This window comes from Bacillus sp. FSL K6-0993, from assembly GCF_037977205.1.
Taxonomy (GTDB): domain Bacteria; phylum Bacillota; class Bacilli; order Bacillales; family Bacillaceae; genus Bacillus; species Bacillus subtilis.
Map to the genome: position 1 here is coordinate 1,204,943 of NZ_CP150275.1, position 15,603 is coordinate 1,220,545.

The following is a 15,603-nucleotide window of genomic DNA, read 5'->3' on the forward strand; positions in this document are numbered from 1 at the left end:
CAGCTGTTTTTTCAATTGGCTTGAATCAAAGAAGACGAGGGGGATCACCATGGCTGAGGAAAAAAAAGCAAACCAACTGCCTGACAGAAGTGAGGTAAAGGCAGAAGACACATGGAGACTTGAGGATATTTTTCCTAGTGATGAGGCCTGGAATAAAGAATTTCAAGCTGTAAAAGAATTAATTCCGAATTTATCTAAGTATAAAGGAAAGCTGGCAGATTCAGCTGATCATTTATACGAGGCTCTTACGTATCAAGATAAAGTGATGGAGCGGCTGGGTAGGCTGTACACATATGCGCATATGCGCTCTGACCAGGATACTGGGAACTCCTTTTACCAGGGGCTGAATGACAAGGCGGGAAACCTGTATACACAGGCCGCAAGCGCGACAGCTTATTTGGTTCCGGAGATTTTATCCATAGAAGAAGACAAACTGCAGCAGTTCATTCTTGAAAAAGAAGAATTGAAGCTGTACTCTCATGCGATTGAGGAGATTACAAAGGAACGTCCGCATGTGCTGAGCGAGAAGGAAGAGGCGCTGCTTGCTGAAGCCTCCGAGGTACTGGGGTCATCTTCAAATACATTCAGCGTGTTAAATAACGCAGATATAACGTTTCCGTCCATTAAAGACGAAGATGGGAATGAAAAACAGATCACTCACGGCAACTTTATTAATTTCTTGGAAAGTGAAAACCGTGAAGTCCGCAAAAATGCGTTTGACGCAGTGTATAAAACGTACGGACAATATAAAAACACAATGGCCACGACGCTTAGCGGCACTGTGAAAAAGGACAACTTCTACGCGAGAGTGAAGAAGTACAAGTCAGCGCGTGAGGCTGCGCTTTCTAACAACAGTATTCCTGAGGAAGTATACGATAACCTTGTTAAGACGATTAATAAGCATTTGCCGCTCCTGCACCGCTATATTGCGCTGAGAAAGAAAGTGCTTGAGCTTGATGAAGTGCATATCTATGACCTGTATACACCGCTTGTGAAAGATGCGGGGATGAAGGTGACATACGAGGAAGCCAAAGATTACATGCTGAAAGGCCTCGCACCTTTAGGGGAAGAATATGCCTCTATCCTAAAAGAAGGACTGGAAAACCGCTGGGTGGACGTTTACGAGAATAAAGGCAAACGCAATGGGGCTTATTCATCAGGAGCTTACGGCACGAATCCGTATATTTTGATGAACTGGCATAATAACGTCAATAATCTCTTTACGCTCGTGCACGAGTTTGGACATTCCGTACACAGCTACTATACGAGAAAGCACCAGCCTTATCCATACGGCAATTACAGTATCTTTGTCGCGGAAGTTGCTTCTACGACAAATGAAGCGCTCCTTGGCGAATATTTGCTGAACAATTTAGAGGATGAAAAACAGCGCTTATATATTCTCAACCATATGCTTGAGGGCTTCAGGGGAACGGTCTTCAGACAAACGATGTTCGCTGAATTTGAACATCTGATCCATACAAAGGCGCAAGAAGGCGAGCCGCTTACACCTGAGCTTCTGACAAATGTCTATTACGACCTGAATAAAAAGTATTTTGGAGACGGCATGGTGATTGATAAGGAAATCGGCCTTGAATGGTCGCGTATTCCGCACTTCTATTACAATTACTATGTGTATCAGTATGCGACAGGGTACAGCGCTGCCCAAGCATTAAGCAGCCAGATTTTGAAGGAAGGAAAGCCGGCGGTTGACCGTTATATTGACTTCCTGAAAGCGGGAAGCTCACAATACCCGATTGATGTCCTGAAAAAAGCGGGCGTGGATATGACGTCTCCAGAGCCAATCGAAGCCGCGTGCAAAATGTTTGAAGAAAAACTTGATGAAATGGAAGAGCTGCTGATGAAAGTCAAGCAGTCTTAAAAAAGTAAGCCTGTGCGGAAATGACGCACAGGCTTTTTTAAAACCCTTTAAAGGTTTTCCGGTGATTCAAGCGGTAGAGGGTAAACAAAATAGACAGAAACAGCAGAGGAGAGGTAATATAAAGCGGCAGCATATGCATCATGCCTAAGATATTCAGACAGAAAAAAACGGCAATGCACACAATTGAGATCAAAGTAGACATCATGGCGGTCCTCCTCGTCCTTTTTCCTTATAAGGATATGAGTGAATGCACTTCGTTATGTTTTGTGACAAAAATATGAACATTAAGCATAGAGGTTGTCAAAAGTCGACATCTTTTGTTATCATAAGGATGTGAAATTGATCACAAACAAACATTACCCCTTTGTTTGACCGTGAAAAATTTCTCCCATCCCCTTTGTTGTCGTTAAGACATATGAAACCGCGCTTATCCCGGCGCGGTTTCTTTAGCGCTAAAAACAGAACGTACGTTCGGTTAATGGCGTAAAAAAACAGCCTCAAGCATATGCACGCCTGCGGCTATTTTTCACATGATTGATATTCATCAGAATAAGTGCTGAGAGACTTCCAAAACATTCCGTGTTTGGCTTCCACTTTGGCAACCTTTTTAGCAAACGCCAGTTTTTTCATTTCTTTTTCTACCTCTTCAAGGCTCAGGTCATATACAAGAGCAATTTCCTTCGAGGCAACGAAGCGGAAATATTCAATAAAACATTCTAAAGGCGGTGTTTCCGACGGCTTCGGCTCGTCGCCAAGCATCTCAAATAAAATTTCTTCATATACATCATATGAGTAGCTGCCAGGAACTTTAAGCCCTTCATCCTCATGCTGCGTATTAAAAAACGTCAGTGTCGGATTAACAGAAACATCCATCTCAGCAGCAATTTTCATGTCACATTGAAGCGCCTTGACCGCGCTTTGAGAATGCAGATCTTTTTTGAATTCTTCAAGATCGAGACTTGTATTTTCAGCAATCTCCAAAAGCACGTTTTCATCCGTAATATTTTTCTTTGAAACAAATAGGCTCTCCTGCATATTTCTGAGAAATTGCATGCCGGCTTTTCGTCCTTGCAATTCGGCTGCTTTAAAAGCGAGAGCAGCCATATAAGGCGATGAAAGCGGCTGATCCTGTTCGAACCAGACATTGCCGTCACATGACATGCCAGAGCGGCTCGCGATCTTTTCCCATGCTTCTGCGAGAAGATGCTTTTTTCGCTTTTTATTTAAAGCGGTAAGGCTTGCGGAAGCGATAATGCGTAAGGTGAAAAAACGTCCGTATCTGATTTTCAGCTTTTTGATGACGGGCTCTAAGGACCAGCATTCAGGACATAAAGGGTCTACAAACATATAAATTTCAAGCGGTTTTTTTGGATGACCGTGGCAATGGGCGAAGTATAGCTCATGCTGATAGTTTGTCAAGATGATCGATCCTCCGCTTCCGTTTGATTCACCATATGCCTTGCTGTCAACTCCAGCCGGCCAAACAAAAACTCACGAATTTCGCCCTCCAGCCCTACATGGTCCATTGCGTCCTTCATACAGCTGAGCCACGCATCAGCTCTCTCGTTTGTAATTGGAAAGGGAAGATGCCTTGCTCTGAGCATAGGATGGCCGTGCTCCTCAGTATAAAGAGGAGGCCCGCCTAAATACTGAGTTAAGAATTGCTTCTGTTTCCTGGCGGTTTCTGTCAAATCGCTTGGAAAAATCGGCTTCAGCAAAGGATGAGACGCGACACGCTCATAAAAAGTATCAACAAGTTGCGATAGAAGTTCCTCTCCAATCGCTTCATAAGGTGCGTTAAACGATTGTCCCATGTTGACTACTCCTTTAAATATGGCTAATAGGAATCATAAATCCTATTGCAAAAAGTAATTTTCTGTATTTCATTGTTTCATCTAGGTTTATTTTAGCAACAAGGCATCATTTCTACAAACAAACTGCCTTTTTTGCGTATGATGACTCATTTCGGCTGACAGCCGGGGTTTGTATTTCATATCATATCACATAAAAATCAGGAATGCGTAAGATTTCACTTCGCAAAAAAACCAGAGGGAAAGAGCCCCTCTGGTTACGCGTAATAAGCTGAAGTTATTTTTTTTACATAGTTTTGCGTTTCTTGGAAAGGAGGAATGCCTCCGTATCGGTCAACATTTCCCGGTCCGGCGTTGTAAGCCGCTAATGCCATAGACACATTGCCGTCGTATTTATCCAGCATTTGTTTTAAATATTTCGTTCCGCCCTCCACATTTTGCTGTGGATCAAGCGGATTGGAAACGCCAAGTGAGCTTGCTGTTGACGGCATCAGCTGCATGAGGCCCATCGCGCCTGCTCCGCTGACCGCTTTTGCATTAAAGCCTGATTCCTGTTTGATGACGGCACGGATCAGTTTTTCATCAACGCCATATTTATCAGCGGCTTTTTTAATCGCACTGTCAATAGAAAAGTCTCCCGAACTGATCTGATTTGCTTCATGTTTGTTTGAAGCTGAATCTGCAGCAGCTGTTTCAGTGCTTTCTGCCGCTTTTGTGATTGAACCTGAATTGCTGCTCGTATATGAGTTAAGCCCATACGCTGAAAGCAGTGACGGCGCTGTTGTATTCGCGCTGTTCAGCATGCTGAGCGGGCTTGGCGATGAAGAAGGTGCTGATTGCTGAGATGCCAGACCGTTTGTATATTGGCTGAGCAAAGAGCTAAAACTTGAAAGCGGGCTTTCCGTATTCTGAGTGTCCGAGCTGCTGCGTGCATTAGATATGGACTGTAGTGCCTGAAGCTGAAGTAAAGCTGCCCAATTCGTTACATTCACGATGTCATTCCACCTTATATAGACTTTCGTTTTTCTTCATAAAAACGCAGAATTTTATTTTTGGTTTCGCGCTGAGGAATGCTGAATTGCTGAAGCAGCTTCTCGAAGGCTTGTCTGCCCTCATGCCAATCCGCCGCCTCAAATTCAATTTCATAGTCCTCTTTATTTAAATATCGGCTGTGGTCTAAAACTATTAAGCCTTTTTCTGTTTCTTTTTCCGCACGGTTTGTTGCTAAAGATCCAAAGTATTGAATGGCATCCGTATCGATCTGAAGCTTGTGCAACTGGTCCTTCACGGGGCCCTCGGGAACTGAAAATCCAGCGAGATCTGATACCTCTGAAAGCTGCTGGTGCGTTTCCAGAAGCCCCACATCGGCCGGCTCCTTTAATGTAAGAACATACTTTCCGTTTTTTCTGCGGATACGAAGCGCAGCATGTTTTTGTTTCAGCGCGAAGCTGTCTGTATCAAAATAATGATTCTTTTGATCTGTAAAATCTTTTTCTGTCAGCTGGAGTGCCGCTGCTATGTTCTTGAATTCTTGTTTGGTTAGCATATTTTTAAATTCGATTTCAATTTCTTGGCTCATGATGCTCTTCCTTTCCGCCCTGTAAATCTTATTTTTACTATTATCTCTTTAGATGTTAGGTTTATCAATATCGAGCTCGATATGATAAAATGAATCTGTACTTTGTTTAAAAAAGGAGAGCATTATGCAAAACAGAATCGAAATTTTGAATGCAACATTATCGGATGATCAGCTTCGCCTTGCCTGTCAGACAGAAGGAAACGAAGCGGAACGCAAGCCGTCAGGTCAAATGCTTGTTGATTCTGACCACTTTGCTTTTGTATACATACTTGAATTAGCTGATTCTTTTGAATATGTCATTATAAAGGAACATGTATGGCCGGAACTGAAGCAGGCTCATGCACAAAAAATACCGGTTGTTTTAGAGGCAGGAGACCAAACAATTGAACTGGCAGGCCTGCATGAGGAGCTGGAATATCTTTTAGAAAATATAAAGGATAATGCAAACTACGGAGAAGAAATGGAAGAAAAAGTGAAACGCGTGTTTTTATAGAAACTGGTTCGGAATTGGGGGATGTATGATGGATGACAAACAATGGGAGCGTTTTTTAGTGCCGTACCGCCAGGCTGTCGAAGAGTTGAAAGTGAAGCTCAAGGGGATCCGCACACTATATGAATACGAGGACGACCATTCACCGATCGAATTTGTGACCGGACGCGTCAAGCCTGTGGCGAGCATACTTGAAAAAGCGAGACGGAAAAGCATACCGCTGCATGAAATTGAAACCATGCAGGACATTGCTGGCCTTAGAATCATGTGCCAATTTGTCGATGACATCCAAATCGTAAAAGAGATGCTTTTTGCCAGAAAAGATTTCACCGTCGTGGATCAGAGAGATTATATTGCGGAACATAAAGAGAGCGGATACCGGTCATACCATCTTGTTGTGCTGTACCCTTTGCAGACGGTATCCGGAGAAAAGCATGTTCTCGTGGAAATACAGATCCGTACACTGGCGATGAATTTTTGGGCGACCATTGAGCATTCATTGAATTATAAATACAGCGGAAACATTCCTGAAAAAGTAAAACTAAGGCTTCAGCGCGCCTCTGAAGCGGCTTCCCGGCTTGATGAAGAGATGTCGGAGATCAGGGGTGAAGTACAGGAAGCTCAAGCTGCCTTTTCAAGAAAGAAAAAAGGAAGCGAGCAACAATAGGTAAAGGGGAAGAAGAGCATGAAATTTGCCGTATCATCAAAAGGAGATCAAGTTTCTGATACGCTGAAAAGCAAAATACAGGCGTATTTATTGGATTTTGATATGGAACTGGATGAAAATGAACCGGAAATCGTTATTTCAGTCGGAGGCGACGGAACGCTTTTGTATGCTTTTCACAGATACAGCGACCGCTTGGACAAAACAGCATTTGTCGGCGTTCACACAGGTCATCTGGGTTTTTATGCCGACTGGGTTCCTCATGAAATTGAAAAACTTGTTCTTGCCATCGCGAAAACGCCGTATCATACAGTCGAATATCCGCTTCTCGAAGTCATTGTGACCTATCACGAAAACGAGCGGGAAGAAAGATACTTAGCTTTGAATGAATGTACGATTAAAAGCATCGAAGGAAGCCTTGTTGCAGATGTGGAAATCAAAGGGCAGCTCTTTGAAACCTTCCGGGGCGACGGCCTCTGCCTGTCAACTCCATCAGGCAGCACAGCCTACAATAAGGCGCTGGGCGGAGCGATTATCCATCCCTCTATCAGGGCGATCCAGCTTGCGGAAATGGCTTCAATTAATAACCGCGTGTTCCGTACGGTCGGGTCACCTCTGCTTCTCCCATCCCATCATGATTGCATGATTAAGCCGAGAAACGAAGTTGACTTTCAAGTGACGATTGACCATTTAACCCTTCTCCATAAAGATGTAAAGTCGATCCGCTGCCAGGTTGCATCCGAAAAAGTGCGGTTTGCGAGATTCCGTCCGTTTCCATTTTGGAAAAGAGTCCAGGATTCGTTTATTGGAAAAGGTGAATAGAAAGAGGACATATCGTGGAGCATTTTTTTATCAGAAAGAACATTACTTCCGCTGAGGACGGGATGACTGTAAAAGAATATGCCGGTGAACTGGGAATTTCGAAACGTCTGCTGACCGATATTAAGTTTGGCGGGGGAGACCTGCAGATTAACGGTGAGCATGTGACGGTCAAATACGTTTTGAAAGAGGGAGATCTTCTTATCGTGAAGTTTCCTGAGGAACAGGTGAGCGAGACGCTGCTGGCAGAGCCTGTTCCACTCGATATCCTTTATGAGGATGAACATGTGCTTGTGATAAACAAGCAGCCGTATGTGTCATCAATCCCTTCGAGAGAGCACCCCTCCGGCAGCATTGCCAATGGAATTATTGATCATTATCAAACAACCGGAGTGAGGGCGACAGTACATCTTGTCACCCGGCTAGACCGGGATACATCTGGTGTCATGCTTGTTGCCAAGCATCGATTTGCCCACTCCATTTTATCGTCTGCGCAAAAAAACGGCCTTGTGAAACGCCGGTATGCGGCAGTGGTTCACGGGCGGATGGCACAGATGGAGGGAACAGTCGATGCTCCGATTGGCAGACATCCTGACAGTATCATTGAACGGACGGTAACACCGGACGGCCAGAAGGCTGTTACTCATTTTTACGTCACATGTGCAAATGACGACATGACCTCGGTGGCATTGCAGCTTGAGACTGGACGAACCCATCAAATTCGTGTTCATATGAGCTATCTCGGGCACCCGTTGTGCGGCGATACACTGTACGGTGGAACGAGACGAAACATTGGCCGGCAGGCTCTGCACAGCGAGCATCTTTCGTTTATCCATCCGCTGACACAGAAGAACATGACGTTTCATGCTCCACTGCCTCAGGACATGAGAAAACTGATAAAAGGAGAGAATCATTGATTCTCTCCTTTTTTATATGGGGCGAAATCTTGATTCGTCGTAGGGCAGGGAGCTTGGAACAGAGACGGTTTCTATTTCTGGAAAGCGAAAGCCTGTCAGTTGATTTCCGAACACGCAGCCTGTATCAATGTTGATGGTGCGATTGACCTTCCGAGGCTCTTTCACAGGTGTATGACCGTATACCACCCAAGCCTTTCCGTTATAGGCTGCCGCCCAATCACGTCTGACGGGTCTGCCGTCCGGATATGTTTCACCCGTCACGTCACCGTAAAGCACAAAGTCCTTCACTCTGCGGGTATATTTGCCGATATCGTCAGCTCTTATGCCAGCATGGGCGACAACTAATTCTCCATTATGTAAGATGTCGTAAAGCGGCGCTGTTTCGTACAGCTTCATAAACTGTTCGCTGACTGCTTTTCTCTCATCTTTGGAAAGTTCCTCAAGCTCTGCCGCTGTTGTTTCGAGACCATGCATCACTTTTACCGGATTTCCTTTTAAGTAACGATATAATTTATTGCAATGGTTTCCCGGGACATAACGTACAGCGCCTTTTTCGTAAGCGCCTGCTACAAATCGGATGACCTCTATCGATTTAGGCCCTCTGTCAGTTAAATCTCCGGCAAAAACAAGCACTCTGCCTTCTTCATGGACAGGTACTCCATTTTTGATTGTATAGCCAAGCTTTTGGATTAATGCAGTCATTTCGTCATAGCAGCCATGAATATCGCTGATGATATCGTAAGCCATGCGGTATCCTCCTTACCGATTGTTTTATTTATTATGAAGCAAAGTGTTGTGAGTCATCACAAGCTTTTATGTGCAAATTATAGAAGAAGAATCATTTTCTAAACAGGATTAAGACCTTATCACTTTATTTTTCATCATCACCCTTGTTAAAATCGCGTTATGTTTTTTAAAAATGAGGTTTTGTTCTCTGAGTGAGAACTAGCATAACCCTGACTTAAAAAGGAGGTTCTGATTATGGCGCATACATCTGTCGCATCTTTAGTTGTTGTACTTATCGTTGCATTTTTGACACCCATCCTTTTGCATCGGTTTAAACTCAGCATCCCGGTTGTTGTTGCTGAAATCATTATGGGGCTGATTATTGGGAAAAGCGGCCTTAATTTAGTTGTGGAGGGTGACACCTGGCTCCAGACACTTTCTATGCTCGGATTTATCTTTTTAATGTTTTTAAGCGGGCTTGAAATTGATTTTTCATCGTTTGAGAAAGGGAAGAAAAAGCAGTTCCTGCCGAACGGCAAGGAAGCGCCTAATACGTTTGCTGCGGCATCTATTATTTTTGTCGGCATTTTTATTTTATCATTGCTCTTGTCCTATGGGTTCGTCTTGGCTGGATTTATCCAAAATGCTTTTTTAATGACCCTGATTATTTCAACGATATCGTTAGGCGTTGTCGTTCCAACATTAAAAGAAGAACGGATCATGAATTCAAATATCGGGCAGATTATTTTGCTTGTTGCTGTTATTGCTGATTTGGCCACGATGATTCTTCTTGCTGTTTTTTCTTCTTTATACGGAGAGGACAGCGGAAACATGTGGCTCCTGATGATTCTGTTTGCGGCCGGAGTGGTGCTATACTTTTTCGGCCGGGTCTTTAAACATCGCTCTTTTGTTCAGTCCATGTCAAAAGGGACGATCCAGATCGGGACGCGTGCCATTTTTACGTTAATTATTGTACTCGTTGCCCTGTCTGAATCACTTGGGGCGGAAAATATTCTCGGCGCTTTCTTAGCGGGGGTTCTCGTTTCCCTGCTTTCGCCAAACAAAGAACTTGTTCAGCAGCTGGATTCATTTGGTTATGGGTTCTTAATACCGATTTTCTTTGTGATGGTCGGTGTGAAGCTGGATATTTGGACTCTTTTTCAGGATAAAACAATTTTAATCATGATTCCGCTCCTGCTGCTGGCGCTGTTAGTCAGCAAAATCATTCCTGTCATGTACTTAAAGAAGTGGTATGATAACCGAACCATTTTCGCGTCTGGTTTCTTGCTGACATCAACGCTTTCGCTCGTGATTGCCGCTGCAACAATCGGCCAGCAGCTTCACGTGATCAGTGCAAATATGTCAGGAGCACTAATTTTAGTAGCCGTCATTGCAAGTATTTTTACGCCGATCTGTTTTAAAAAATTATACAAACGGGAAGAGCAGCCGGAGGAGAAAAAGACGATTACGTTCATCGGCGCCAATCAAATGACTTTGCCTGTTACACTCGAATTGCCAGAGGAAGAGTATAACGTGCGTGTTGTACACGTCTACCAAGAGAATGCAGAGGAAAAGCTGTCAGAATCAGTGTTTGCTGTTGAAACAATTTCTGACTATGAATACGAGACGCTTGAATCACTCGGCATTTTTGAAACGGATATCCTCGTTGTGGCGACAGGAAATGAAGATATGAATGCAGACATTGCATTACTTGCAAAAGAAAAAGGCACAGAAAGAGTCATTGCAAGCGTAGGATCACCGGAGCATGAAGCAGCTCTGAAGGAGCAGGGAATCAGCATCTTTTCTATTCTGCTGTCGACAAAAACGCTGCTTCGCGCACTGATTGAAGCGCCTGGCGTCATGAAGCTGCTCACGAACCAGGAGTCTTCACTGTATCAAATTAATATGGAGAACAGTAAATACGACGGTGTGATTTTACGGGAATTCCCTTTAACAGGTGACGTCATCTTTGTCAGGATTTTCAGAGGTGTGGACAGCATTGTTCCTCATGGGGATACAAGGCTGAAACTGGGAGATCGCTTAATTGTCACCGGATCTCGGGGGTACGTAACGGATCTTAAGAAAACATTGGAAGGATAAATCTTGACCAAATAAGGATTCGTGTTAATATAGAGATGCAGAACAATTCAATATGTATTCGTTTAACCACTAGGGGTGTCCTTCATAAGGGCTGAGATAAAAGTGTGACTTTTAGACCCTCATAACTTGAACAGGTTCAGACCTGCGTAGGGAAGTGGAGCGGTATTTGTGTTATTTTACTATGCCAATTCCAAACCACTTTTCCTTGCGGGAAAGTGGTTTTTTTATTTTCAGAGGGGGAATGATTTGTGAAGTTTTCAGAAGAATGCCGCAGCGCAGCCGCAGAATGGTGGGAGGGGAGCTTTGTCCATCCGTTCGTTCAAGGAATCGGTGACGGAACGCTTCCGATTGACCGTTTTAAATACTACGTACTTCAGGATTCCTATTACTTAACGCATTTTGCAAAGGTGCAGTCATTTGGCGCAGCTTATGCGAAGGACCTTTTTACAACGGGGAGGATGGCAAGCCATGCCCAAGGTACATATGAGGCGGAAATGGCGCTTCATCGGGAGTTTGCCGAGCTGTTGGAAATCAGCGAGGAAGAGCGTAAGGCGTTTAAGCCGTCTCCTACGGCGTACTCTTATACATCCCATATGTACCGTTCGGTTTTGAGTGGGAATTTCGCTGAAATCTTAGCGGCCTTGCTGCCATGCTACTGGCTCTATTACGAGGTTGGTGAGAAATTACTGCATTGCGATCCTGGGCATCCGATTTATCAAAAGTGGATTGGGACGTACGGCGGTGACTGGTTTAGACAACAGGTTGAGGAGCAAATCAACCGCTTTGATGAGCTGGCGGAAAACAGCACGGAGGAAGTGCTTGCCAAGATGAAAGAGAATTTTGTCATCTCCAGCTTCTATGAATATCAATTTTGGGGAATGGCCTATCAAAAAGAAGGCTGGTCGGAGCGCGGCATAAAAGAGGTGGAGGAATGTGGAGCTTCACGCCATAACGGATAACTGCAAGCCGGTAGAAGAGCTAGCGAGAACCATCATTTCGATTCAGAATGAAGTTGATTTTATTCACATTCGGGAACGCTCAAAATCGGCGGCAGATATTCTGAAACTGCTCGAGCTTATTTTTGAAGGCGGTATAGATAAACGAAAACTGGTGATGAACGGGCGCGTGGATATTGCACTTTTCTCTACTATTCACCGCGTGCAGCTGCCAAGCGGCAGCTTTTCACCGAAGCAGGTCAGAGCCAGATTTCCACACCTTCATATCGGGAGGTCGGTGCATTCACTGGAGGAAGCGGTTCAAGCAGAAAAGGAAGACGCGGACTACGTGCTGTTCGGCCATGTGTTTGAAACGGATTGCAAAAAGGGTCTTGAAGGCAGAGGGGTGTCTTTGCTGGCAGATATCAAACAGCGGATTTCCATCCCTGTTATAGCCATCGGGGGGATGACGCCGGACAGGTTAAGAGACGTAAAACAAGCAGGAGCAGACGGTATCGCTGTTATGTCAGGAATTTTCTCTTCCGCTGAGCCTTTGGAAGCAGCCAGACGATATTCCCGCAAGCTAAAGGAGATGCGCTATGAAAAGGCATTATGAAGCAGTGGTGATTGGAGGCGGAATTATCGGTTCCGCGATTGCTTATCATTTGGCAAAGGAAAACAAAAGCACCGCATTATTTGAAAGCGGAACAATGGGCGGCAGAACGACAAGTGCCGCTGCCGGAATGCTGGGCGCCCATGCCGAATGCGAGGAACGTGACGCGTTTTTTGATTTCGCCATGCACAGTCAGCGTCTGTACAAAGGTCTTGGAGAAGAGCTTTATGCATTATCCGGTGTGGATATCAGGCAGCATAACGGCGGTATGTTTAAGCTTGCATTTTCTGAAGAAGATGTGCTGCAGCTGAGACAGATGGACGATTTGGACTCTGTCAGCTGGTATTCAAAAGAAGAGGTGTTAGAAAAAGAGCCGTATGCGTCAGGTGACATCTTTGGTGCATCTTTTATTCAGGATGATGTGCATGTGGAGCCTTATTTTGTTTGCAAGGCATATGTGAAAGCAGCAAAAATGCTTGGAGCGGAGATTTTTGAGCATACGCCCGTCCTGCATGTCGAACGTGACGGTGAAGCCCTGTCCATCAAGACCCCTAGCGGAGACGTATGGGCTAATCATGTTGTCGTTGCCAGCGGGGTGTGGAGCGGAATGTTTTTTAAACAGCTTGGACTGAACAATGCTTTTCTCCCTGTAAAAGGGGAGTGCCTGTCCGTTTGGAATGATGATATCCCGCTGACAAAAACGCTTTATCATGACCATTGCTATATCGTACCGAGAAAAAGCGGCAGACTGGTTGTCGGCGCGACAATGAAGCCGGGGGACTGGAGTGAAACACCAGATCTTGGCGGATTGGAATCGGTTATGAAAAAAGCAAAAACGATGCTGCCGGCTATACAGAATATGAAGGTGGATCGTTTTTGGGCGGGACTCCGGCCGGGAACAAAGGATGGAAAACCGTACATCGGCAGACATCCTGAGGACAGCCGTATTTTATTTGCGGCTGGTCATTTCAGAAATGGCATCCTGCTTGCTCCCGCAACGGGCGCTTTGATCAGTGATCTCATCATGAATAAAGAGGTCAACCAAGACTGGCTGCACGCATTCCGAATTGATCGCAAGGAGGCGGTTCAGATATGATGCTACAGCTGAACGGTAAAGACGTGAAGTGGGAAAAAGACACAGGTACAATTCAAGACCTGCTGGCGTCGTATCAGCTTGAAAATAAAATCGTTATCGTGGAAAGAAATAAAGAAATAATCGGGAAAGAACGCTATCACGAGGTTGAGCTTTGTGATCGTGATGTCATTGAAATTGTCCATTTTGTAGGAGGCGGATGAGCATGTTAACGATTGGCGGAAAATCATTTCAATCAAGATTGCTGCTAGGCACGGGGAAATACCCATCGTTTGACATTCAAAAGGAAGCAGTAGCTGTTTCTGAGTCTGATATTTTAACATTTGCTGTAAGGAGAATGAACATCTTTGAAGCATCTCAGCCGAATTTTCTGGAACAGCTTGATTTATCCAAATATACGCTTTTGCCGAATACAGCGGGCGCCAGTACTGCTGAAGAAGCGGTTCGGATTGCAAGGCTGGCAAAAGCGTCAGGCCTTTGTGACATGATTAAAGTTGAAGTCATCGGATGCAGCCGTTCCTTGCTGCCTGACCCTGTTGAGACATTAAAAGCGTCTGAACAGCTTCTTGAAGAAGGCTTTATTGTGCTCCCGTACACGTCGGATGACGTTGTGCTGGCGAGAAAGCTGGAAGAGCTCGGCGTTCATGCCATCATGCCGGGTGCATCTCCGATTGGATCGGGACAAGGAATCTTAAATCCTTTGAATCTGTCATTTATTATTGAACAGGCGAAAGTGCCGGTCATCGTGGATGCTGGAATCGGCTCGCCTAAAGATGCGGCATACGCAATGGAGCTTGGAGCGGATGGCGTACTGCTCAATACGGCTGTATCGGGCGCTGACGATCCTGTGAAAATGGCTCGTGCCATGAAGCTCGCGGTGGAAGCAGGACGCCTTTCTTATGAGGCGGGCCGAATCCCGCTTAAGCAATACGGAACGGCAAGCAGTCCGGGAGAAGGTCTTCCTGTATGACGGGCAGGTATTCAAGGCAGGAGCTGTTTGCTCCGATCGGCCCATCCGGCCAGAAAAAATTGAAAGAAGCGCGCGCCGTGATTATCGGCGCCGGCGCGCTCGGAACAGCCAGTGCAGAAATGCTGGTGAGAGCGGGAGTCGGCTCTGTGAAAATTGCCGACAGAGATTATGTGGAATGGAGCAACCTCCAGCGCCAACAGCTTTATACAGAAGATGATGTCAAAAAAGAAATGCCGAAAGCAGCCGCTGCGGAGCGCCGTCTCCGTTCGATTAACAGCGATGTTGATGTGACCGGACTTGTCATGGATGTGACAGCAGAAAATATCTTCGAGCTGATTAGGGATGCATCGATCATTGTGGATGCGGCTGATAATTTTGAAACCCGCCTGATCGTAAATGATGCTGCGGTAAAGGAAGGGATTCCTTTTCTTTACGGTGCCTGTGTAGGGAGCTACGGCCTCACCTTTACCGTGGTGCCGGGTTCTACTCCTTGCCTGCATTGCTTGCTCGATACACTTCCGATTGGCGGAGCAACATGTGACACAGCCGGCATCATCAGTCCGGCTGTTTTGCAGGTAGCAGTCTTTCAGGTAACAGATGCGTTGAAGCTGCTGACGGGAGAGGAGTGCGAGCCGGTGCTGCGCTCCTTTGACTTGTGGAAAAACGAGCGGTCAGAAGTGAGAGCGGCCAGTCTCAAACATGACGCATGCCCAAGCTGCGGCACAAAGGATTTTCCGTTTTTGTCATATGAAAATCAAACAAAAGCGGCTGTATTGTGCGGCAGGAACACGGTGCAGATCAGATCATCTGTTACAAAAGAAGCGGATCTTGAAGCGCTTGCCGGTCAGCTGAGACAGGCCGGGCTTGAAGTGGCTGCGAACCCGTATTTAATTTCTTGCCGCTCGGATGATATGAAAATGGTGCTGTTCCGGGACGGCAGAGCTTTGATCCATGGAACAAATGATGTTGCCCGGGCAAAATCCATTTATCATAAATGGATCGGGTAA

The 15,603-nt window shown here is 45.4% G+C and carries 18 protein-coding genes and 1 riboswitch; of the genes, 12 read left to right on the forward strand and 6 right to left on the reverse strand.

Annotated elements, in window-relative coordinates:
* Window positions 1-49: 49 nt before the first annotated feature.
* Complete coding sequence (pepF, locus tag MHH79_RS06245; RefSeq protein ID WP_003245178.1) at window positions 50-1,879, forward strand: oligoendopeptidase F; 1,830 nt, start codon at window positions 50-52, stop codon at window positions 1,877-1,879.
* Between the two features lie 37 nt (window positions 1,880-1,916).
* On the opposite strand, the gene MHH79_RS06250 is transcribed toward pepF, so the two are convergent.
* From MHH79_RS06250 to MHH79_RS06270, 5 genes are all read right to left on the reverse strand, one after another.
* Window positions 1,917-2,084, reverse strand: a complete 168-nt coding sequence (locus tag MHH79_RS06250; protein WP_003244944.1) for a hypothetical protein — start codon at window positions 2,082-2,084, stop codon at window positions 1,917-1,919.
* 314 nt (window positions 2,085-2,398) lie between these two features.
* Entirely contained in the window at window positions 2,399-3,298 is a 900-nt protein-coding gene (spxH, locus tag MHH79_RS06255; RefSeq protein WP_003245184.1) for a protease adaptor protein SpxH, read from the reverse strand.
* Entirely contained in the window at window positions 3,295-3,693 is a 399-nt protein-coding gene (locus tag MHH79_RS06260; protein WP_003232928.1) for a group 2 truncated hemoglobin YjbI, read from the reverse strand. Before MHH79_RS06260 ends, spxH begins: the two co-directional genes overlap by 4 nt.
* A gap of 254 nt (window positions 3,694-3,947) precedes the next feature.
* Complete coding sequence (cwlQ, locus tag MHH79_RS06265) at window positions 3,948-4,682, reverse strand: bifunctional muramidase/murein lytic transglycosylase (RefSeq protein ID WP_041340378.1); 735 nt, start codon at window positions 4,680-4,682, stop codon at window positions 3,948-3,950.
* A gap of 14 nt (window positions 4,683-4,696) precedes the next feature.
* Window positions 4,697-5,269: a CYTH domain-containing protein gene (locus MHH79_RS06270; RefSeq protein ID WP_015252351.1), complete on the reverse strand. Its 573-nt coding sequence runs from the start codon at window positions 5,267-5,269 to the stop codon at window positions 4,697-4,699.
* 124 nt (window positions 5,270-5,393) lie between these two features.
* Between MHH79_RS06270 and MHH79_RS06275 the strand changes: the two genes are divergently transcribed.
* Genes MHH79_RS06275 through MHH79_RS06290 form a run of 4 tightly spaced genes read left to right on the forward strand, consistent with a single transcriptional unit; the run spans window position 5,394 to window position 8,159 of the window.
* Window positions 5,394-5,762, forward strand: a complete 369-nt coding sequence (locus tag MHH79_RS06275) for a hypothetical protein (RefSeq protein ID WP_003232922.1) — start codon at window positions 5,394-5,396, stop codon at window positions 5,760-5,762.
* Window positions 5,763-5,790: 28 nt separating this feature from the next.
* Window positions 5,791-6,426, forward strand: coding sequence for a GTP diphosphokinase (gene yjbM, locus MHH79_RS06280; RefSeq protein WP_003245294.1), 636 nt, complete (start codon window positions 5,791-5,793; stop codon window positions 6,424-6,426).
* An 18-nt stretch (window positions 6,427-6,444) separates the two neighbouring features.
* Window positions 6,445-7,245, forward strand: coding sequence for an NAD kinase (locus MHH79_RS06285; RefSeq protein ID WP_003232918.1), 801 nt, complete (start codon window positions 6,445-6,447; stop codon window positions 7,243-7,245).
* 14 nt (window positions 7,246-7,259) lie between these two features.
* A complete protein-coding gene (locus MHH79_RS06290; protein ID WP_063335045.1) occupies window positions 7,260-8,159 on the forward strand; it encodes an RluA family pseudouridine synthase in 900 nt (299 codons plus the stop codon).
* 12 nt (window positions 8,160-8,171) lie between these two features.
* On the opposite strand, the gene prpE is transcribed toward MHH79_RS06290, so the two are convergent.
* Complete coding sequence (gene prpE / locus MHH79_RS06295) at window positions 8,172-8,906, reverse strand: bis(5'-nucleosyl)-tetraphosphatase PrpE (protein WP_015383361.1); 735 nt, start codon at window positions 8,904-8,906, stop codon at window positions 8,172-8,174.
* Window positions 8,907-9,140: 234 nt separating this feature from the next.
* Between prpE and MHH79_RS06300 the strand changes: the two genes are divergently transcribed.
* The 7 genes from MHH79_RS06300 (at window position 9,141) to thiF (ending at window position 15,603) form a co-directional block, all read left to right on the forward strand.
* On the forward strand, window positions 9,141-10,985 hold the full coding sequence (locus tag MHH79_RS06300) for a monovalent cation:proton antiporter family protein (protein ID WP_340035047.1): 1,845 nt from the start codon (window positions 9,141-9,143) through the stop codon (window positions 10,983-10,985).
* Between the two features lie 61 nt (window positions 10,986-11,046).
* Window positions 11,047-11,155: riboswitch (TPP riboswitch) on the forward strand.
* Window positions 11,156-11,233: 78 nt separating this feature from the next.
* Complete coding sequence (gene tenA / locus MHH79_RS06305; protein ID WP_340035048.1) at window positions 11,234-11,944, forward strand: thiaminase II; 711 nt, start codon at window positions 11,234-11,236, stop codon at window positions 11,942-11,944.
* Window positions 11,919-12,536, forward strand: coding sequence for a thiazole tautomerase TenI (tenI, locus tag MHH79_RS06310; RefSeq protein WP_015383364.1), 618 nt, complete (start codon window positions 11,919-11,921; stop codon window positions 12,534-12,536). Before tenA ends, tenI begins: the two co-directional genes overlap by 26 nt.
* Window positions 12,520-13,629 (forward strand): glycine oxidase ThiO, encoded by a 1,110-nt coding sequence (gene thiO, locus MHH79_RS06315; RefSeq protein WP_047182438.1) that lies wholly within the window; start codon window positions 12,520-12,522, stop codon window positions 13,627-13,629. Before tenI ends, thiO begins: the two co-directional genes overlap by 17 nt.
* A complete protein-coding gene (gene thiS / locus MHH79_RS06320; protein WP_072173897.1) occupies window positions 13,629-13,829 on the forward strand; it encodes a sulfur carrier protein ThiS in 201 nt (66 codons plus the stop codon). Before thiO ends, thiS begins: the two co-directional genes overlap by 1 nt.
* Complete coding sequence (gene thiG / locus MHH79_RS06325) at window positions 13,826-14,596, forward strand: thiazole synthase (protein ID WP_010886483.1); 771 nt, start codon at window positions 13,826-13,828, stop codon at window positions 14,594-14,596. Before thiS ends, thiG begins: the two co-directional genes overlap by 4 nt.
* The gene (gene thiF, locus MHH79_RS06330; RefSeq protein WP_100506179.1) at window positions 14,593-15,603 is read left to right on the forward strand and encodes a thiazole biosynthesis adenylyltransferase ThiF; all 1,011 of its coding nucleotides are present in this window, start codon (window positions 14,593-14,595) and stop codon (window positions 15,601-15,603) included. Before thiG ends, thiF begins: the two co-directional genes overlap by 4 nt.